Origin of the sequence: Moheibacter lacus, from assembly GCF_014042165.1 — a bacterium.
Classification (GTDB): domain Bacteria; phylum Bacteroidota; class Bacteroidia; order Flavobacteriales; family Weeksellaceae; genus Moheibacter; species Moheibacter lacus.
Genome location: NZ_JACDZE010000004.1, coordinates 1 through 18,564, shown reverse-complemented (window position 1 = coordinate 18,564; position 18,564 = coordinate 1). Strand labels below are relative to the sequence as shown.

The window sequence follows — 18,564 nt, the reverse complement described above, 5'->3', positions numbered from 1 at the left end:
GAATGAACATCCGAAAATTAGCCGCAATCGACATCGGTTCAAACGCCATGCGATTATTGATCAACTATGTTTACGAAATGCCCGGTGCCGATCCGGTTTTTAATAAAACAAGCATCGTGCGTATGCCCATAAGGTTGGGTGAAGATGTATTTATTGAAAAAAAGATTTCGGAGAAAAATATCGACCGGATGGTCAATGCGATGCAAGCTTATCAATTGATGATGGACATCTACGGAATTGAAAATTATCTGGCTTATGCCACATCTGCCATGCGAGAAGCAACCAACGGTAAAGAAATCGTCAAAAAAATCAAAAGAAAAACGGGAATTGATATCGAAATCATCGATGGATCTGTGGAAGCGGAACTCACTTTTGCTACAGAATTAAAAAATTTCGTATTGGATGGAAACAATTATCTTTATGTAGATGTAGGCGGAGGAAGCACCGAATTGACGGTTCTAACGGACGGTAGAGTCGCCAATTCCAAATCCTTTCCGGTCGGAACCGTGCGTTTGCTGGAAGGAAAAGTAGAAAAATCGGTTTATGCCGAGATGAAAAAATGGGTGGAAGAAAACGCTAAACACCTCAATGTCAGCCTGATCGGCTCAGGAGGAAACATCAATCATGTGTACAAATATTCAGGCGTAAAACTTGGTAAACCTTTGCGAGGTGCTTATTTACGCAGCCGATACAAAGTGATCAGAGAAATGAGTTATGATGATCGTTTGAAGGAGTTGAACATGAAGCCGGACCGAGCTGATGTCGTGGAATTTGCATTGGAAATCTATACCAAAGTCATGAAATGGTCACGTGCCAAATTGATCCATGTTCCTAAAATCGGGATTTCAGATGGGATGATTCATTCTTTGTATGAAAAGGTGAAATAAGGAAAAAAATTAGTTCTTCAAATTATCCAAAGGACTTTTTACTTTTTGCAATTCTCCAGGTGCTACATGCGTATAAGCCATGGTGGTTTTGATATTATGATGCCCCAATAATTCTTGTATAAATCGGATATCGGTTCCTTGCTGGAGTAAATGCGTCGCATAACTATGTCGAAGTCCATGAACGCCTATCTTTTTATAAATTTTTGCTTTGCGCATGGCTTTTCTGAAAATAGATTGAACCGCCTGTTTGGAATAAGGACCACCATACTGACCTTCAAATAAATATTCCTTTGGATGATACTCGAAGTAATAATTTCTCATCAATGGAATGATAGATGAAGGCAAAGGAACGTTTCTATCTTTTTTACCTTTTGCACTTATGATGTTTACGATTTTCTCTTTTGAATTGATGTGCTCCAATTTTAAATTAACAACTTCACTGACACGCAAACCCATTCCATAACAGAGTTGTAGTGCCAGTAAGTGTTTTTTATTTTCAACTTGATCAAATAACAACTTAATTTCTCTTGGAGTCAACATTTTGGGTAATGATTTCGGTTTTTTGGGGCGTGGGATGTCAAAAAACATTTTGGGTCTATGCAAAACTTGTTCAAAATAAAATTTAACCGCATTGATATTGGAATTTAACTTCCGCTCTTTCATTGCTTCTTGTTTGGCACAATATAAAAAATAGGATTTGAGTCTTTCAGGACTGAGTTCGGTCACAGGTTGATGTTTCAGCAATGCTAACAAATGACAGAATTCTGTACAATAAGTCCTGATGGTATTTGTGCTGTAAGACTTAAGAGTCAACTGGTCGATGAAATCCAACATGGCAGTTTGATTGACAGGATGAATTTTATCCAGAAAACGATCTGAAATAGGATTTTGCGCCAAACCTATGGTTTCCCTCACAGCTGGAATATCCCTTACGTACCATTTTTTTTCTGACTGACTCCATTTGGCATAAGGAAGTTTCTGACGCAACTCATTTTTTATTGCTACGTCAAATGAAAAAACAATCCAAATCACTCTCTGATTTTTATATACGCCCGGAAAAAATTGAAATTTTGATAAATCCATGACTTTTTAGTATTAATCATTTCGTATATCAAAAATACAAAAACTATGACAATTAAATCCATCAGATATACAAAATGATTAACTCAAATAAACGTATATATCATTTTAAATCAGCCATTTGAAATTTATTTTACTTCAATTCATCCAATTCATAAAAGTTACGTATATTTACGTGTTATGTGCCATTTTTGAATGACAATGCGAATAGATACAGACAAACAAATGAATTTACTTAGTGATAAGAACGTTGCAATAATTGGTGGTGGACCCGTTGGACTGACTATGGCAAAATTATTACAGCAAAACGGCATAGACGTTTCAGTTTACGAAAGAGACAACGACCGAGAGGCAAGAATTTTTGGTGGAACCCTTGACCTACACAAAGGTTCAGGTCAGGAAGCAATGAAAAAAGCGGGATTGTTACAAACTTATTATGACTTAGCCTTACCAATGGGTGTAAATATTGCTGATGAAAAAGGCAATATTTTATCCACAAAAAATGTAAAGCCCGAAAATCGATTTGACAATCCTGAAATAAACAGAAATGACTTAAGGGCTATCTTGTTGAATAGTTTAGAAAACGACACGGTTATTTGGGATAGAAAACTTGTTATGCTTGAACCTGGTAAGAAGAAGTGGACACTAACTTTTGAGAATAAACCGAGTGAAACAGCAGATTTGGTTATTCTTGCCAATGGCGGGATGTCCAAGGTAAGAAAATTTGTTACCGACACGGAAGTTGAAGAAACAGGTACTTTCAATATACAAGCCGATATTCATCAACCAGAGATAAACTGTCCTGGATTTTTTCAGCTATGCAATGGAAACCGGCTAATGGCATCTCACCAAGGTAATTTATTATTTGCTAACCCCAATAATAATGGTGCATTGCATTTTGGAATAAGTTTTAAAACACCTGATGAATGGAAAAACCAAACGCAGGTAGATTTTCAAAACAGAAATAGTGTCGTTGATTTTCTTCTGAAAGAATTTTCCGATTGGGACGAACGCTACAAAGAATTGATTCATACGACGTTGTCATTTGTAGGATTGGCTACACGGATATTTCCTTTAGAAAAGCCTTGGAAAAGCAAGCGCCCATTACCCATAACAATGATTGGGGATGCCGCACATTTGATGCCGCCTTTTGCAGGGCAGGGAGTAAATAGTGGGTTGGTGGATGCCTTGATATTGTCTGATAATCTAGCCGATGGAAAATTTAATAGCATTGAAGAGGCTGTTAAAAATTATGAACAGCAAATGTTTATCTATGGCAAAGAAGCACAAGAAGAATCAACTCAAAACGAAATTGAAATGTTTAAACCCGACTTTACGTTTCAGCAATTGTTAAATGTATAAAATGGAATAAAACGGCACATAACAAACAAATTGGCAATAGAGCCGGTGAAGTACTTCTATTGAACTTTTGTGCAATGTTGAAGATTAGTAATTCTATTCAACATTTGTGCTAAAAGTCGGCTCCATCGCCAATTTGCCAAACGTTACCTGCAACCCTTTCCAAACACTCCGCAACAAAAAAGCGACCTCAAAAAGTCGCTAAAAAAAATTAATCATTTAACATTACGTTGTACGTTGGGTCTTCAATTACATTGACATCAATAATGCTTTCTGCATTTTTAATTAATTTTCTACAATCGGGACTTAAATGTTTTAAATGTATTTTTTTGTTTTGTTTGTGGTATCGTTCGGTGAGTTTATTCAATGCTTCAATTGCCGACATATCTACTACTCGACTTTCTTTAAAATCAATAATGACTTCTTCAGGGTCGTTCAGTACATCAAATTTTTCTGTAAATGCAGTGGTTGAACCAAAGAAAAGTGGTCCATAAATTTCATAATGTTTCACGCCATTATCATCTACAAATTTTCTTGCTCTAATACGTTTTGCATTGTCCCACGCAAAAACCAACGCTGCAATGATGACTCCAATTAAAACTGCCAAAGCCAAATTGTGCAAGAAAACCGTAACCAATGTTACTAAAACCATTACCAATATATCCGACTTTGGAAACTTCGTAAATGTTCTAAGACTTGCCCATTCAAACGTACCAATCGCTACCATAATCATAAGTCCTGTAAGTGCAGCCATCGGAACTTTTTCTATCAAACCGCTTCCAAACATTACAAAAACGAGCAACATTACAGATGCTACAATTCCCGAAAGTCTTGCTCTTGCTCCGTTGGAAACGTTGATTAAACTTTGTCCAAGCATTGCACAACCGCCCATTCCTGAAAAGAAACCCGATAAAATATTAGCCGTTCCTTGTGCCACTGCTTCTCTATTGCTATGTCCTCTTGTTTCAGTAATTTCATCAATAATATTCAAAGTCAATAAACTTTCAATCAAACCAACCCCTGCAACAATAGCCGCATACGGAAAAATAATTTGAAGTGTTTCTAAATTAAAAGGAATTTGAGGAATATGAAATGGCGGAAAACCACCTTTGATAGAAGCAATATCGCCAACAGTTTTGGTATCCAATTTTAAAAAATAAACCAAACTAAAAACCACTAAAATAGCAGTAAGCGAAGCGGGAACAGCTTTTGTAATTTTAGGTAATCCCCAAATGATAAGCATTGTTAAACCCACCAAAGCCAAAAGAATATACATATTTGAACCTGTGAGCCAATTGCCCGAAGCATCTTTGAATTGGTCTAACTGCGACATAAAAATAATGATGGCTAAACCATTGACAAAACCAAAAATTACTGGATGCGGAACCAACCGTATGAGTTTTCCTAACTTTAAAAATCCTGCTAACATTTGAATAATTCCTGCTAAAATAACGGTGGCAAAAACGTATTCCACACCGTGCGTTTTTGCTAAAACAACTATGACTACTGCTATTGCACCCGTTGCTCCCGAAATCATTCCGGGACGACCACCTAAAATGGACGTAACCAAGCCCATCATAAAAGCGGCATAAAGACCCACAAGCGGAGAAAGTCCTGCAATTAAGGCAAACGCAACTGCTTCCGGAACTAAAGCCAAAGCAACGGTAATACCTGATAAAATTTCGGTTTTGTAATCTACTTTTTGTTTGAAATCAAACAAATTGATAATTTTCTGCATAAGATATTTGTATTGTAAAAATTTATAAAATGTAATTTGCACCGAACATCTAAATTTCGGGTACACTAAAGAAACCAATAAAAGGAATTGGGGGAAAACAACAATTAATCAACCATTAAGGCGGAGTAACTTGAGAAGATATTTGAGTTGCTTTTTTCATTGAGGTTGCAAAATTAACATTTTATGACAACTTGACAAAACAAAACTTGACAAAACCTAATAAAAAATTAGGGCTGCAGGTAACAAGGTATTGCCAAAAGCGGGGCTAAAGTGCTAAATTCAAAGTTTATTCTACGTTCATCGCCAAAAACGAATTTTATTCGTTTTTTCTTTTTAAATTTAACTCATAAAAATTCGTTTTGGCTCGCCTCGGTGCAAAATTGAAACTTTCGGCTTCGATTTCCCCGCCTTCGGCAATACCCAAAACGATGTGTCTGAATGGCAAAGCACTAACGTGCAGCCTATTCAGACACATCGTCCCGCCGGATTACATCCGGAGATGTACTTCGTCATCATGCTTTGCATGAACTCAGCACATCTCCGGATTTACGAAATACCTCAGGATTTTGTACATCTTCGATTAACAAAACTCCTCGAGGAACTTCGTAAATCCGGCGGGACGTTGTAGCCAATTAAAACAAACCGTATCAAATAAATGAAAATATTTGAAACTGAAAGATTAGAAATTAGACGTTTAAAAAGTATGGACAGGGAACACTTTGCTGAATTGTTCACTGACCCTAAAGTTTTAGAACTTATACCTCAAACGGCATTTACGGAAAATCAAATAACAGATAGATTTAATAAAAGCCTGAATTTGAAATTAAGTGATTTAAATGACCAAAAATGTGCGTTCGGAATATTTAAAAAAAGGGAAACTGAATTAATTGGACTTGCTCTGTTTTTAATAAATGAAGATAACGAAAAAGAATTGGGTTATCGCTTTAGAAAAAAATATTGGGGAAAAGGATACGGAACAGAAACGACCAAAGGAATGTTGGAATATTATTTTCAGCAAATGAATGTAAGCAAAGTTACTGCTGATGTGAATATTGCGAATGTTGGGTCTGTGAAAATTTTAGACAAGTTTATGAAACCTGTATCTGAATTTTTTAATGAAAGAGATAATTGTACGGACAGAAGATATGAATTAGAAAAAAATAACTGGCTACAACAATGGCTATAAGTAATTGCTTGTTCTTACCTATTTCTGAAAATCCTCGCGGATTTTCAGTTTGGTGTGTACTTGCAAAGTTAAGTGCTAACCCACGCAACTACTCATAGCCGAGACCGTTGTAGGTAATGCAAAAAGCCGGCCCGCATTAGGCACATTTGGTTTTTTGCCGACACCCAAAGCCAACGCTGAAAAACCAAAAGAGCCTAATTTTGCCACCGCACGGACGGACAAGACAATAAATGAAAACAGAACTCGAAATAAAAGACAAAACCAGACAGACCGAAGGACTAAAAATTGCTCCGTTCAGACAACACATCAGAAAAACATCTCCACACAAACACAACAGCTATTTTGAAATTATCTACCTGACTAAAGGAAAAGGTTCACACACCATTGACACCAAAGAATATGAAATAAAACCTCCTGTAATCTTCACTATCCGAAAAGAACAAGTTCATTTTTGGGACATCAAAACAGAACCCGAAGGCTTTGTGCTTATCATCAAAAAATTCTTTATCGACAACTGTTTGGACAAGGACATCAAATGCCTGATTTCAGAATTGAGCGCACAAACCTGCCTTTTCCCTAAAGACAATACTGCAATAGACATTTTTAACATTTTACTAAAGGAATATCAAGAAAAGAAAAAACCAAATCAACCAATCATTGACGGACTGTTGAAAGCACTTTTGGCAAAACTTCTTGAATCAGTAACACCAAAAATTTCTAAAAACGGCAATAGCACTACCTTTCAAAAATTCATTGACCTTTTGAGCAAAGAAAATGAACTCACAAACAAGGTAAACCATTATGCCAAATTGTTGAACACCACTCCGCAAAACCTAAATGCCATTTGCAGAAAAGAAACAGGACTATCTTCTGCCGAGATACTTTCAGAACACATCATCAATGAAGCAAAAAGACTTTTGCTTTACACAGACATTACCGTAAGCGAGATTGCTCACAGACTTGATTTCAAAGACAATTCCCATTTTTCAAAATACTTCAAACGACACGTTGACCAAACTCCAGTGGGCTTTAGAAGCAACAACAACTAAATACCACTCTTTTTTCAAATAGACCATACTATTGGTTAAGTGTTGTATAATTTTACGACATTAAAAACCACGAAATATGAAATGGTCAATATCAATTATCGCTTTGCTTTTGCTTTGGTCTTGTGGAAAAAATCAAGAGCAAAATGCACAAGGCAAATGGATAAAAGGAACGGAACAGGAAAAATTAGAAACCATTGAAAACCAATTCAGGGGTTTTGATATGGCAATGGTAGAAACAGGCTACCGTTATCAGGAACTGTATTGGGCAGGACAAGACGAAAATTGGGAATATGCCGACTATCAAATTGAAAAAATCCGAAAAGCAATTGAGAACGGATTAGAACGAAGACCCAAACGTGCAAAATCTGCAGAACATTTCTTAACCGTAGCACTTCCAGAAATGGAAAAAGCACTTGAAAAAAGAGATACGGTTGTGTTCAACAAAAATTTCCGAATACTGACAAACAGCTGTATCAGTTGCCACGCAATGGAAAAAGTACCGCACTTTACAGTAAAGAAACCACTTTACAGACAATCACCAATTCGCAAATAAGTATGTTTCAAAAAATAATTAATTCAGACCATTCAAAAACCACCATCATTATTCGCTTAATGGTCGGTGCGGTTTTTCTTTCCGAAGGCATTCAAAAGTTCTTATTTCCTGCTATTCGTGGTGCAGGGCGATTTGAAAAAATCGGACTTCCATCACCTGAATTTCTCGGTGCTTTTGTCGGCACGTTTGAAATTGTTTGTGGCGCATTGATTTTACTTGGCTTGCTGACAAGATTGGCAAGTATTCCAACACTCGTAATTATGTTGGTCGCCATTGCTACTACAAAATCAGAAGTTTTAGCCAATGATGGATTTTGGGCAATGATGCACGGCAGCCGAACTGATTGGGCAATGCTTTTGGGAAGTCTGTTTTTGATAATTAAAGGTGGTGGGAAATGGTCAGTTGACTCGATATTTCAAAAAAATAATTAAGAATGAAGAACGAACTAAAACGAGAACTAAAAACACCAGGAGCCATTTTAATGGGCTTGGGTTCAATAGTAGGGACAGGCATTTTTGTAAGTATAGCCATTGCTACCCAGATAGCAGGTAGTGGCATTATTATCGCAGTGGTAATCGCTGCTGTACTTGCAGCTTTCAATGGTTTAAGCAGTGCCCAACTTGCTGCTGCACATTCGGTGAGTGGAGGCACATATGAGTATGGAAACCGCTTTCTAAACTCTTATTTTGGATTTGCTGCCGGATGGATGTTCTTGATAGCAAAGTCAGCGTCTGCTGCAACGGCAGTATTAGGTTGTATAGGCTACCTGTTTTATGCTTTTGGTGTAAACGCTGACAATGTGGGCATTGTAGGAGCCGGACTTTTGTTACTTTTTGTGATGACATTACTTGTTTCCGGTGGTATTAGGCGAAGCAATCAGGCCAATATAATAATTGTTTCTGCAACCTTATTAGGTCTTACTGCACTCGTAATTGTCAGTTTCTTTGTTAAGGGCTTTCCTGTTCAACCAATTGTTGACTCTGTAAAAGACACCTCTATTACATCAATTCTCTATGGGTCAGCCCTTATGTTTGTGGCATATACCGGATATGGGCGAATTGCAACACTCGGGGAAGAGGTATCCGAGCCACGTAGTACAATTCCCAAAGCCATTATTCTAGCAATGGTAATTATTGTAATACTCTACCTTGCCGTTTCACTTACAGCGATAAATGTAATGGGAGCGGAAGCATTTGGTTTAAGCGTTGAGGGAAAAGCAGCGCCCCTGATGCTAGTTGCTCAGTCACTTTCCGTACCTGTTATTGGCCCTGTAATCACTATTGCTGCCATTACTGCTATGTTAGGTGTAGTGCTTAATTTACTGCTTGGTTTGTCGCGTGTAATTCTAAGTATGGCACGGAGAAAAGACCTGCCCACTAAATTGTCCAAAATAAATCATAAGACTCAAAGTCCGGCTATTGCTGTTTGGGTGACAGGAGGAATAATAGGAGTATTAGTGTTAAGCGGAGATGTGGTTTTTACTTGGTCATTCAGTGCGTTTACGGTATTAATTTATTACGCTATTACTAATCTTGCAGCTCTGAGAATGCCTGCGGACTTACGCTTATATCCTCGTTGGATTCCGGCTTTTGGGTTATTTGGATGCCTGTTTCTCGCCTTTTGGATTGAACCCACTTTTTGGATAGGTGGTCTTGCATTACTAGGTGTTGGTTTGATTTGGCATTCAATCGCTTTAAAGTTGAAATCCCGAAGCAAAGATTAATTTAACCGTCTAAAGTCTAACTACTTCAATTAACATTAGTAGGAAAGCCAACGCTCGACAGCCACACACATTGCCAAGCCGCTCGAAATCAGCCGCACAATCCCAAGCTTGTCAATAAGTGTGTCTGCCCCAACGCACGGACGAAAAAGAAAGCACTACCTACAACATTGTATAAGCGTAATGCGGGCTGAGTGGCTAAAATTAAGTATTTTGGCATCTATCAAAGTTTGGTGCGTGCGGACAGTGAATCGCTCCGAAATCCCGCACTACGCTTATACTTGACCGTTAGCGGTCAGGCAAAAAAACTACCCGAGAAACCAATCGGGTTATTTTTAGAAAGTTGTATTTTAGTAGTTGCTTAAATAAACAAATTAACTATCTTTGTGCTTATGGAAAAGAATTCTTGCATAAGACAACAAGCGGACATTAAGCAAATCAACCGTTGTAAAGACCGAGTTTCAGAACTCAACGGCTCGTTTGACTACTTATCGAACGGACTTGAATTGGCGGGTAACAACGTCAGACTGAAAATCCTGTTCCTGCTTTATGAAGAGAAACAACTTTGTGTTTGCGACCTGAGTGACATTCTTGGAATGACCATTTCGGCAGTTTCTCAACACCTGCGAAAACTCAAAGACAGAAAACTCATTGAAACAGAAAGGCAAGCACAGACCATTTTCTACTCTCTGACAAACGAGTACAAAAACTTGCTTGAACCTTTTTTCAAAATACTTGACGAAAACAAAATTTTGGAGACAATATGAAAAAGGACAATAAACTAATCGGAGCAGGACTTTTAACGGCATTCGCTGCTTCTCTATGCTGTATTACGCCAGTTTTGGCACTCATTGCAGGAACAAGCGGACTTGCTTCGTCTTTTTCGTGGCTTGAACCTTTCCGTCCATATTTTGTCGGTCTGACAATATTGGTACTTGGCTTTGCTTGGTATCAAAAACTAAAACCGAAAAAGGAAATAGATTGTGATTGTGAAGCGGACGAAAAGCCAATATTCATTCAGAGTAAAAAGTTTTTAGGAATTGTAACAGCATTTGCTATTGTAATGCTTGCCTTTCCTTATTATGCTCACATATTTTACCCAAAGACAGAAAAACAAATCATAGTAGTTGACAAATCAAATGTTCAGACCGTTGAGATTTCTATCAAAGGAATGACTTGTGCAGGATGTGAAGAACACGTAAACCACGAAGTGAACAAACTTTCCGGAATAATAAAATCAACTGTTTCATACGCAAACGGAAATGCAATTGTAGAATTTGATAACACAAAAACGAACATAACCGAAATCGAAACAGCAATTAACGGAACAGGATATTCAGTAACAGACAAAAAGGAAAAATAAAATGGAAATCATATTGCAATCAATAATCACTTGCCCCAACTGCGGACACAAAAAAGAAGAAACTATGCCGACAGACGCTTGTCAATATTTTTACGAGTGTGAAAACTGCAAGACCATTTTAAAACCGCAACAAGGCGACTGCTGTGTTTATTGCAGTTATGGTAGTGAGAAATGTCCGCCAATTCAGCAAGACAAGAAATGTTGCTGACAGAAAAAAAGAAATCCCGAACCGCTAACAATGTGTATAAGCAATAGCGGGTTTATTGTTAAATCAAAGGTGTGTTCCATTAATAAACTTTGTGGTAAACTGAAAGGTTTGTACTTTTAAAACCGCTACTGCTCATACACTAACCGTTAGCTGCAAGCTGAATAACTCAAAACTTATAATTTAAAAATTTGAACAAAATGGAAAACGGACAACACAGTAAAAGGAAATACGGAAAATTTTTTGCGATGATTGCGACATCCATGATTGCAATGTTCTTTCTAATGTACACTCATTCTTATCAAATAATCGACCACTTTTGGTTTAGTGAAACTCGTCTGTTCATGACTATAATAATGGGTGGTTCGATGATTATTATCATGCTTGCATATATGCTTAATATGTACAAAAGCAGGACGACTAACATTGTAATATTTGGACTTGGAGCAATTATGATAATTGGAGCAATTTGGTTAGTAAGAAGTCAAGTAACTGTGACTGATACCGATTATATGGAAGGGATGATTCCACATCATTCAATTGCCATATTGACAAGCGAAAGAGCAAAAATCAAAGATATAAGAGTTCGGAAACTTGCGGATGAAATTATTAAAGCTCAACGCAGAGAAATTATGGAAATGGAATGGTTGATTAAGGATATTAAGGAGAACGGAATTGTTGAAACGGAATTAGAGAAAAAGGAGAGACCAGTTCCAAATTTTAAAGGCAAGTTAGAACAAGAAACTAAAGATATTGAATAAAAAGCCAGCAGCTAACAATGGTAGCCGTTGCACAACTCCATTTTTTTGATAAAATTCACAAAAAACCAAGAAAATCTGACCGATTTTAAAGCTCTCTAAGCGCAGCAAAATTCAAATTGATTAGAATTCCCTCCATTTTTGGCTATCTTAAATCCAAGCTTTTTCCCTTCTCAAAACAGCTTCAAGCAATTGCCACAATCTTCCCTTTGGGAAGGTTCAGGATTTGGGCTTGGGTTTTTACTTTTTTCACCTTGAACTTCAGAAGTTTCTTCAGATAAAACAAACGGATATCCAGACAATTACCGCAATATTGGAGCAAAGCCCGATCGCTGTTCAAATTGTTCAAATAACCCACCAATAAAATCTTGTAAAAAACCACCGGATCCAAACTCTGCTGGCCTTCGATACCGTAATACTTTTTAGTCGAATCGTACAGAAATTGAAAATCCAATTCCTCCCCGATTTTCCTGTAAATATTATCGGCCGGTACCAGTCTTTCCAAACTCAGTTCATAAAACAATTTTGGCCTAAATTCTTTTCGTCCTTGCATATACTAATTTACATAAAAATTATCACTCAAACAATTGATTTGAAGTGTTTTATATCAATTTTCAATCAATTTATTTGTGGATTTTAATTCTTTGCCTATTTTTGATCAGGAGTTGTGCAACAGGGACACGGGTTTTGCGTCAGGCGGGCTGACGTGCAAACTTGGAGCTTTGTGCTTCTAATGAACTTTAGTAATAAATTGAAGCTTTGTGCTCCGAAACCCGCCCGAACGCAAAGCCCGAAACCGTTAGCAGAAATTTTATGACGAAAATATATCTATCAATCTTATTATTATTCATTACAACTTCCACTATATATTCTCAAAAAATAATGGAAGCTAATATGAGTTCTATTGGTACACCTAGTTATCCAGGTACTGACAAATCTTTATTAACCAAAAAAATAACGGTTTTCACGCAATCTAACTCAGAGTTACCTTGGGATATGAATAGAGCAATAACTTCCGACAAGAATAACAATATCTGGATTGGAACTGATAATGGGATTGTTCAAATAAGTAACGGAAAATGGATAGTTTATAATACCGAAAATGAAATATTTGATACCTATCCATCAGGTGTTATAAGACCAATAAAGAATGCTTTCGTTGATTCTGACAATAACGTTTGGCTTACTATGGGAGGTAGTTTATATCAATATGAAAATTTTAAATGGAAAAGATTTGATGAAAATAATTCAATCTTAAAATCTGCTAGATTTATTTATGAAGACAGTAACAATAATATTTGGTTAACATCTTGGGATGGTTTATACAAATTTGATGGAAAGAAATGGACGGTAATAAATCAAGAAAATTCTGGAATACCTTCAAATAAAACATTTGGATTTCATATTGATAAGAATGATAAAATTCTATTAGGAACGCTTTCAGGTAACGTAATTATTGAAAATAATATTGTACATAAAATTGATGACCAAGATTCTCCGCTTTCAAGTTCAATAATTTTCAAAGCAATTGAAGATAAAAATGGAAATATATGGTTTTCACTTTACAACGAACATAACTATAAAAATAAAGGAATTTATATACTAGATAAAAGTTCAAATTGGACAAAAATTGACTTTCCCTTAGATAATGAAATTTTAAAAGAAAATGGATTGAATGATTTTCTATTAGATGAAGAGAATAATGAATTGTGGGTGTCGTTAAGTGGTGTTGGAATTTTACTATATCATTTAGATACAAAAAATTGGGAAATATATACTAATCAAAATTCCAATTTCCCGAGTATTTATACAGAACAAATAACAAAGGATAAATTTGGAAATATTTGGGTTTCAACTTTTGCTGGTGTTGCCAAAATTGAAAATAAATAAAACTTCTGCTAACAATGGTAGCTGTTGCACAACTCCATTTTTTTGATAAAATTTACAAAAAACCAAGAAAATCTGACCGATTTTAAAGCGCTCTAAGCGCAGCAAAATTCAAATTGATTTAGAATTCCCTCCATTTTTGGCTATCTTAAATCCAAGCTTTTTCCCTTCTTAAAACAGCTTCAAGCAATTGCCCCAATCTTCCCTTTGGGAAGATTCAGGATTTTGGCTTGGGTTTTTACTTTTTTCACCTTGAACTTCAGAAGTTTCTTCAGATAAAACAAACGGATATCCAGACAATTACCGCAATATTGGAGCAAAGCCCGATCGCTGTTCAAATTGTTCAAATAACCCACCAATAAAATCTTGTAAAAAACCACCGGATCCAAACTCTGCTGGCCTTCGCTACCGTAATACTTTTTAGTCGAATCGTACAGAAATTGAAAATCCAATTCCGAATTGATTTTCCTGTAAATATTATCGGCCGGTACAAGTCTTTCCAAACTCAGTTCATAAAACAATTTTGGCCTAAATTCTTTTCGTCCTTGCATGTACTAATTTACATAAAAATCATCATTCAAACAATTGATTTGAAGTGTTTTATGTCAATTTTCAATCAATTTATTTGTGGGTTTTAATTCTTTGCCTATTTTTGATCAGGAGTTGTGCAACAGGGACACGGGTTTTGCAAAATGGCGGGTTAAGTGCTAAGTTGAAGTTTTGTGCTTCGTAATCCGCAAAAGCCAATTTTATTGGCTTTTTTGTATAATTTAGCAAATAGAAATTGGCTTTTGCTACGGTAGTGCTAAACTGAACTTTTGTGCTTCCTTTTCCGCTCCTTCGCAAAGCCGTTTCCCGTAAGGCGTAATGCCACGAGACCCTGCAAACTTTAACAGTCAGACAAAATAAATGAACGACAACGATACAAAACGACTTTCACGACTGACTTCGATATTAACACAACTGCAAACAAAACGACTTTTGACTGCGACTAATCTTGCAGACAAATTCAATGTAAGTGTAAGAACAATTTACAGAGACATAAGAGCATTAGAACAAGCCGGAGTTCCAATCATCACAGAAGATGGAAAAGGCTATTCTTTAATGGAAGGCTACAAAATTCCACCAGTAATGTTTACCGAAAGCCAAGCCAATGCCTTAATCCTTGCCGAGCAGTTGGTGTTGAAAAACAAAGACACTTCATTTATCAAAGATTATACAGAAGCCATTGACAAAATAAAAGCTGTTTTAAAACAGACAGATAAAGACAGAGCTAATTTACTTGCTGACAGAACTCGTTTTGAACAAAACCTAAACAGAGAAAGAAATAGCAACAATATTTCTGAATTACAACGGGCACTTACGAATTTTCAATTGGTAAAATTTGACTATACAAACGAACAAAACAAAACTTCAAACAGAACAGTAGAACCGTTTGCATTAATTAGTACAACAGAAAATTGGTTGCTAATTGCTTGGTGTCGTTTACGCAAAGAATTTAGATATTTTCGTTTGGACAGAATTACAAAAATGCAAGTGCTAACAGAAAAATTTGAGCAACACAAAATGACTTTACAAGAGTATTTTGATAAATTTTACTAACTCGTTTTGACCCCTGACATAAGGCTGTCGCAAGTGCATTTTACTTTTGTGGCTTAACAATTTAAAATTTAAGTAAGATGCAAAAAGCAACATTTGACCCTTGGGCTTGGGGTAAAAACACAAATTCGGTTCAAGCCGTAGAAGTAAAGCAACCGAATGGAACTTTGTATTGCTCAGGACAAGTAGCTATTGACGCTAATGGAGTTCCAAGTAATGCTGATATGAGAAGTCAGCTCATTCAGACAATCGCAAATTTGGAACAACTGATTACTGAATCGGGTTACGAATGTAAAGACATTGTAAGGTTGAATGTATATACTACAAACACCAACGAGTTTTTCACCACTTGTATGGATGTGTATGTGCCATTCATAATGAAACACGGAATTCAACAAGCAACAACTCTATTGGAAGTTAAAGGATTATTTGCAACTTTGACAATAGAATTAGAAGCTACTGTAGTTAAGTAATGCAGAAAAATGAAATAGAAATATTTTATCCTAAAAGTCAAACAGCTTGGAGAAAGTGGTTAGAAAAAAATTATCTTTCTAAACAAGCTGTTTGGCTTGTTTTTTATAACAAAAATTCAGAATTAAAATCTATTACTTGGAGTGAAGCTGTTGATGTTGCATTGTGTTTTGGGTGGATAGATAGCAAAAAAATAAAAATTGACGAAGAAACTTCACACCAATTTTTTAGCAAACGAAAACCGAAAAGCACTTGGAGCAAAATCAACAAAAACAAAGTTGACAAACTCATAGAACAAGGCCTAATGACAAAAGCAGGATATGAAAGTGTAGCAATAGCAAAACAAAATGGCTCTTGGACAATATTGGACGAAGTGGAAGAATTAATTATTCCAGCAGACTTGGAAGCAAAATTTATTGACAAACCAAATCTAAAAGACTACTTTTTAAGCTTAAGCAAATCTGCAAAAAAGCTACTTTTGACACAGCTTTTATTTGCCAAGACAACTCAAACGCGACAAAAACGAATTGCAGAAATTATTGAACAAGCAGAACAAAAATTAAATCTAAAACACTTATAAAAAAGGCACATACGCCTAATAACTAAGCTTTCGTCTTGTCCGCAGGACAGAAGATGAAACCCCGTTAAAGGCAACGTTAAACCGACCACACATCCGAACACTTTTTACCAAATGGTAAATCATAGCTAAGGACATTTACTAACTTTGCAACAATGGAAAAATTGATTGAATATATTTTACAGTTCGGCAATCTAAATAAACAACAAATAGAATTTATTATAAGTAAAGTAACCGAAATTGAACTTGGCAAAGACAAGTATTTTTCGGAAGCGGGTAAAATTCCCCGACAAGTCGGTTTCGTTGTGGAAGGTGTTGTTCGTGGTTGCTATTACAACAACAAAGGCGAAGAAATTACACGTTGTTTTATCCCCGAAAATAATTTGGTGGTAGATTATCCCAATTTTGAAGCAAATTCGGCTTCTTCCGAGTACTTGCAAGGCAGTACAAACTGTAAACTCATCGTGTTTTCAAAACAAGACTGGGAAGAGTTATCTCATACAATTGTTGGTTGGGACAATATTAAAAATAAAATGGTGCAAAAGTGCCTTTATCAAAAATCCAGAAAAACCCCTGTCATTTCTCAAGACGCAACCACACGCTATTTGGAATTTTTAGAAAACTATCCAACACTTACTAATCGTGTCGCACTTTCTCATATTGCTTCGTATTTAGGCGTTACGCAACAATCATTGAGCAGAATCAGAAAAAACATACGCTAAAATCACTTTTTACCAAATGGTAAATGACTTCATTTTTTATCGGGCAATCTTTGCACCATAAATTTTAAATCAAAGAAAAATGAAGACAGTATTTATCACAGGAGCGAACAAGGGTATAGGCTTTGAAACAGCAAAGCAACTATTGCAAAAAGGATTTTACGTTTACATCGGAAGTAGAAATTTAGAAAATGGTTTACAAGCTATTGAAAAACTGAAAGCTGAAAACTTGACAAACGTTGAAGCCATTCAGATTGATGTAACCGATGATAATTCAGTAAAAAATGCTCGAATTGAAATCGGTAAGAAAACGGAAATTTTGGACGTTTTAATTAACAACGCAGGTATAAATGGCGGTGCACCACCTTACACAGCATTAGAAGCAAATTCGGAACAATTTTTATCAGCATTTAATACCAATGTGGTTGGCGTGGCAAGAGTTACACAAGCATTTATTGATTTATTACGCAAATCATCAGAACCAAGAATTGTGAATGTAAGCACAAGTGTTGGTTCAATTACACTTCAAAGCGACCCGAATTGGTTCGGCTACCACTTTGCAAAATATGCGGTCTATGGTTCGTCAAAAGCAGCTTTGAATATGCTTACCGTACATTTGGCTTACGAACTTCGGGATACACCATTCAAAGTAAATACCGTTTGTCCTGGTTACACAAAAACCGATTTTACAGGTTACAACGGTGGCGAAGTTGAAGAAGCAGGAAAACGTATTGTAAAATATGCTTTGCTTGACAAAAACGGAGTAACAGGAAAATTTATCAGCGAAGAAACCAATCCCGAAACAGGCGAAATTCCTTGGTGAAAATGGAGTGATAAAAACACTGCTTGTACCATCGGTAGCCGTTGCACAACTCCATTTTTTTGATAAAATTCACAAAAAACCAAGAAAATCTGACCGATTTTAAAGCGCTCTAAGCGCAGCAAAATTCAAATTGATTTAGAATTCCCTCCATTTTTGACTATCTTAAATCCAAGCTTTTTCCCTTCTCAAAACAGCTTCAAGCAATTGCCAGAATCTTCCCTTTGGGAAGGTTCAGGATTTGGCTTGGGTTTTTACTTTTTTCACCTTGATCTTCAGAAGTTTCTTCAGATAAAACAAACGGATATCTAGACAATTACCGCAATATTGGAGCAAAGCCCGATCGCTGTTCAAATTGTTCAAATAACCCACCAATAAAATCTTGTAAAAAACCACCGGATCCAAACTCTGCTGGCCTTCGCTACCGTAATACTTTTTAGTCGAATCGTACAAAAATTGAAAATCCAATTCCTCCCCGATTTTCCTGTAAATATTATCGGCCGGTACCAGTCTTTCCAAACTCAGTTCATAAAACAATTTTGGCCTAAATTCTTTTCGTCCTTGCATGTACTAATTTACATAAAAATTATCAC

General features: G+C 36.3%; 19 protein-coding genes and 3 pseudogenes. 17 read left to right on the top strand and 5 right to left on the bottom strand.

Translation table 11 applies throughout. The annotated features are described in order from the left end of the window. Nucleotides 1-2 precede the first annotated feature (2 nt). Nucleotides 3-887, top strand: a complete 885-nt coding sequence (locus HU137_RS10685) for a Ppx/GppA phosphatase family protein (RefSeq protein ID WP_182043845.1) — start codon at nucleotides 3-5, stop codon at nucleotides 885-887. A gap of 9 nt (nucleotides 888-896) precedes the next feature. Here the strand turns inward: HU137_RS10685 and HU137_RS10680 are convergent, their stop codons facing one another. Beyond that, on the bottom strand, nucleotides 897-1,970 hold the full coding sequence (locus tag HU137_RS10680; protein ID WP_182043844.1) for a tyrosine-type recombinase/integrase: 1,074 nt from the start codon (nucleotides 1,968-1,970) through the stop codon (nucleotides 897-899). A 192-nt stretch (nucleotides 1,971-2,162) separates the two neighbouring features. Here HU137_RS10680 and HU137_RS10675 point away from each other — a divergent pair, with 192 nt between their 5' ends. Continuing rightward, entirely contained in the window at nucleotides 2,163-3,329 is a 1,167-nt protein-coding gene (locus tag HU137_RS10675) for a tetracycline-inactivating monooxygenase Tet(X2) (protein WP_008651082.1), read from the top strand. A 208-nt stretch (nucleotides 3,330-3,537) separates the two neighbouring features. Here the strand turns inward: HU137_RS10675 and HU137_RS10670 are convergent, their stop codons facing one another. Further along, on the bottom strand, nucleotides 3,538-5,064 hold the full coding sequence (locus HU137_RS10670; protein WP_182043843.1) for a SulP family inorganic anion transporter: 1,527 nt from the start codon (nucleotides 5,062-5,064) through the stop codon (nucleotides 3,538-3,540). Between the two features lie 655 nt (nucleotides 5,065-5,719). Here HU137_RS10670 and HU137_RS10665 point away from each other — a divergent pair. The 9 genes from HU137_RS10665 to HU137_RS10630 all read left to right on the top strand — a co-directional run bounded on the left by HU137_RS10665 (nucleotide 5,720) and on the right by HU137_RS10630 (nucleotide 11,901). Further along, nucleotides 5,720-6,250 (top strand): GNAT family N-acetyltransferase, encoded by a 531-nt coding sequence (locus HU137_RS10665; RefSeq protein WP_182043842.1) that lies wholly within the window; start codon nucleotides 5,720-5,722, stop codon nucleotides 6,248-6,250. A gap of 230 nt (nucleotides 6,251-6,480) precedes the next feature. Next, nucleotides 6,481-7,299, top strand: a complete 819-nt coding sequence (locus HU137_RS10660; protein WP_182043841.1) for an AraC family transcriptional regulator — start codon at nucleotides 6,481-6,483, stop codon at nucleotides 7,297-7,299. 76 nt (nucleotides 7,300-7,375) lie between these two features. Continuing rightward, nucleotides 7,376-7,852 (top strand): hypothetical protein, encoded by a 477-nt coding sequence (locus HU137_RS10655; RefSeq protein WP_182043840.1) that lies wholly within the window; start codon nucleotides 7,376-7,378, stop codon nucleotides 7,850-7,852. A gap of 2 nt (nucleotides 7,853-7,854) precedes the next feature. Further along, complete coding sequence (locus tag HU137_RS10650; protein ID WP_182043839.1) at nucleotides 7,855-8,283, top strand: DoxX family protein; 429 nt, start codon at nucleotides 7,855-7,857, stop codon at nucleotides 8,281-8,283. A gap of 2 nt (nucleotides 8,284-8,285) precedes the next feature. Continuing rightward, nucleotides 8,286-9,575, top strand: coding sequence for an APC family permease (locus HU137_RS10645; RefSeq protein ID WP_182043838.1), 1,290 nt, complete (start codon nucleotides 8,286-8,288; stop codon nucleotides 9,573-9,575). Nucleotides 9,576-9,964: 389 nt separating this feature from the next. Continuing rightward, nucleotides 9,965-10,339, top strand: coding sequence for an ArsR/SmtB family transcription factor (locus HU137_RS10640; protein ID WP_182043837.1), 375 nt, complete (start codon nucleotides 9,965-9,967; stop codon nucleotides 10,337-10,339). Continuing rightward, nucleotides 10,336-10,935, top strand: a complete 600-nt coding sequence (gene merTP, locus HU137_RS10635; RefSeq protein WP_182043836.1) for a mercuric transport protein MerTP — start codon at nucleotides 10,336-10,338, stop codon at nucleotides 10,933-10,935. Before HU137_RS10640 ends, merTP begins: the two co-directional genes overlap by 4 nt. 1 nt (nucleotide 10,936) lies before the next feature. Further along, nucleotides 10,937-11,143 carry a GDCCVxC domain-containing (seleno)protein gene (locus tag HU137_RS13010; RefSeq protein WP_246361546.1) on the top strand — a complete coding sequence of 69 codons (207 nt, stop codon included), beginning with the start codon at nucleotides 10,937-10,939 and terminating at the stop codon, nucleotides 11,141-11,143. 197 nt (nucleotides 11,144-11,340) lie between these two features. After that, entirely contained in the window at nucleotides 11,341-11,901 is a 561-nt protein-coding gene (locus HU137_RS10630) for a DUF305 domain-containing protein (protein ID WP_008992243.1), read from the top strand. A 277-nt stretch (nucleotides 11,902-12,178) separates the two neighbouring features. Here HU137_RS10630 and HU137_RS10625 read toward each other — a convergent pair. After that, nucleotides 12,179-12,451 (bottom strand): annotated as a pseudogene (locus HU137_RS10625) (transposase); the annotation flags it as partial. Between the two features lie 341 nt (nucleotides 12,452-12,792). Between HU137_RS10625 and HU137_RS10620 the strand changes: the two are divergent. After that, nucleotides 12,793-13,788: a ligand-binding sensor domain-containing protein gene (locus tag HU137_RS10620; RefSeq protein WP_182043835.1), complete on the top strand. Its 996-nt coding sequence runs from the start codon at nucleotides 12,793-12,795 to the stop codon at nucleotides 13,786-13,788. 275 nt (nucleotides 13,789-14,063) lie between these two features. Here the strand turns inward: HU137_RS10620 and HU137_RS10615 are convergent. Next, a pseudogene (locus HU137_RS10615) lies at nucleotides 14,064-14,336 on the bottom strand (transposase); the annotation flags it as partial. Nucleotides 14,337-14,694: 358 nt separating this feature from the next. Here HU137_RS10615 and HU137_RS10610 point away from each other — a divergent pair. From HU137_RS10610 to HU137_RS10590, 5 genes are all read left to right on the top strand, one after another. Continuing rightward, the gene (locus HU137_RS10610; RefSeq protein ID WP_182043834.1) at nucleotides 14,695-15,387 is read left to right on the top strand and encodes a helix-turn-helix transcriptional regulator; all 693 of its coding nucleotides are present in this window, start codon (nucleotides 14,695-14,697) and stop codon (nucleotides 15,385-15,387) included. A gap of 77 nt (nucleotides 15,388-15,464) precedes the next feature. Continuing rightward, nucleotides 15,465-15,857: a RidA family protein gene (locus tag HU137_RS10605; protein WP_182043833.1), complete on the top strand. Its 393-nt coding sequence runs from the start codon at nucleotides 15,465-15,467 to the stop codon at nucleotides 15,855-15,857. Next, nucleotides 15,857-16,435, top strand: coding sequence for a YdeI/OmpD-associated family protein (locus HU137_RS10600; protein WP_182043832.1), 579 nt, complete (start codon nucleotides 15,857-15,859; stop codon nucleotides 16,433-16,435). Before HU137_RS10605 ends, HU137_RS10600 begins: the two co-directional genes overlap by 1 nt. 152 nt (nucleotides 16,436-16,587) lie before the next feature. Beyond that, the gene (locus tag HU137_RS10595; protein ID WP_182043831.1) at nucleotides 16,588-17,154 is read left to right on the top strand and encodes a Crp/Fnr family transcriptional regulator; all 567 of its coding nucleotides are present in this window, start codon (nucleotides 16,588-16,590) and stop codon (nucleotides 17,152-17,154) included. A gap of 79 nt (nucleotides 17,155-17,233) precedes the next feature. Further along, complete coding sequence (locus HU137_RS10590) at nucleotides 17,234-17,974, top strand: SDR family oxidoreductase (protein WP_182043830.1); 741 nt, start codon at nucleotides 17,234-17,236, stop codon at nucleotides 17,972-17,974. A 291-nt stretch (nucleotides 17,975-18,265) separates the two neighbouring features. Here the strand turns inward: HU137_RS10590 and HU137_RS10585 are convergent. Next, a pseudogene (locus tag HU137_RS10585) lies at nucleotides 18,266-18,538 on the bottom strand (transposase); the annotation flags it as partial. Nucleotides 18,539-18,564: the final 26 nt, after the last annotated feature.

Excerpts from the sequence above, each read along its gene's own strand:
- HU137_RS10685 (WP_182043845.1), top strand. The coding sequence starts at position 3 with ATGAACATCCGAAAATTAGCCGCAATCGACATCGGTTCAAACGCCATG.
- HU137_RS10680 (WP_182043844.1), bottom strand. The coding sequence starts at position 1,970 with ATGGATTTATCAAAATTTCAATTTTTTCCGGGCGTATATAAAAATCAG.
- HU137_RS10675 (WP_008651082.1), top strand. The coding sequence starts at position 2,163 with ATGACAATGCGAATAGATACAGACAAACAAATGAATTTACTTAGTGAT.
- HU137_RS10670 (WP_182043843.1), bottom strand. The coding sequence starts at position 5,064 with ATGCAGAAAATTATCAATTTGTTTGATTTCAAACAAAAAGTAGATTAC.
- HU137_RS10665 (WP_182043842.1), top strand. The coding sequence starts at position 5,720 with ATGAAAATATTTGAAACTGAAAGATTAGAAATTAGACGTTTAAAAAGT.
- HU137_RS10660 (WP_182043841.1), top strand. The coding sequence starts at position 6,481 with ATGAAAACAGAACTCGAAATAAAAGACAAAACCAGACAGACCGAAGGA.
- HU137_RS10655 (WP_182043840.1), top strand. The coding sequence starts at position 7,376 with ATGAAATGGTCAATATCAATTATCGCTTTGCTTTTGCTTTGGTCTTGT.
- HU137_RS10650 (WP_182043839.1), top strand. The coding sequence starts at position 7,855 with ATGTTTCAAAAAATAATTAATTCAGACCATTCAAAAACCACCATCATT.
- HU137_RS10645 (WP_182043838.1), top strand. The coding sequence starts at position 8,286 with ATGAAGAACGAACTAAAACGAGAACTAAAAACACCAGGAGCCATTTTA.
- HU137_RS10640 (WP_182043837.1), top strand. The coding sequence starts at position 9,965 with ATGGAAAAGAATTCTTGCATAAGACAACAAGCGGACATTAAGCAAATC.
- merTP (WP_182043836.1), top strand. The coding sequence starts at position 10,336 with ATGAAAAAGGACAATAAACTAATCGGAGCAGGACTTTTAACGGCATTC.
- HU137_RS13010 (WP_246361546.1), top strand. The coding sequence starts at position 10,937 with ATGGAAATCATATTGCAATCAATAATCACTTGCCCCAACTGCGGACAC.
- HU137_RS10630 (WP_008992243.1), top strand. The coding sequence starts at position 11,341 with ATGGAAAACGGACAACACAGTAAAAGGAAATACGGAAAATTTTTTGCG.
- HU137_RS10620 (WP_182043835.1), top strand. The coding sequence starts at position 12,793 with ATGAGTTCTATTGGTACACCTAGTTATCCAGGTACTGACAAATCTTTA.
- HU137_RS10610 (WP_182043834.1), top strand. The coding sequence starts at position 14,695 with ATGAACGACAACGATACAAAACGACTTTCACGACTGACTTCGATATTA.
- HU137_RS10605 (WP_182043833.1), top strand. The coding sequence starts at position 15,465 with ATGCAAAAAGCAACATTTGACCCTTGGGCTTGGGGTAAAAACACAAAT.
- HU137_RS10600 (WP_182043832.1), top strand. The coding sequence starts at position 15,857 with ATGCAGAAAAATGAAATAGAAATATTTTATCCTAAAAGTCAAACAGCT.
- HU137_RS10595 (WP_182043831.1), top strand. The coding sequence starts at position 16,588 with ATGGAAAAATTGATTGAATATATTTTACAGTTCGGCAATCTAAATAAA.
- HU137_RS10590 (WP_182043830.1), top strand. The coding sequence starts at position 17,234 with ATGAAGACAGTATTTATCACAGGAGCGAACAAGGGTATAGGCTTTGAA.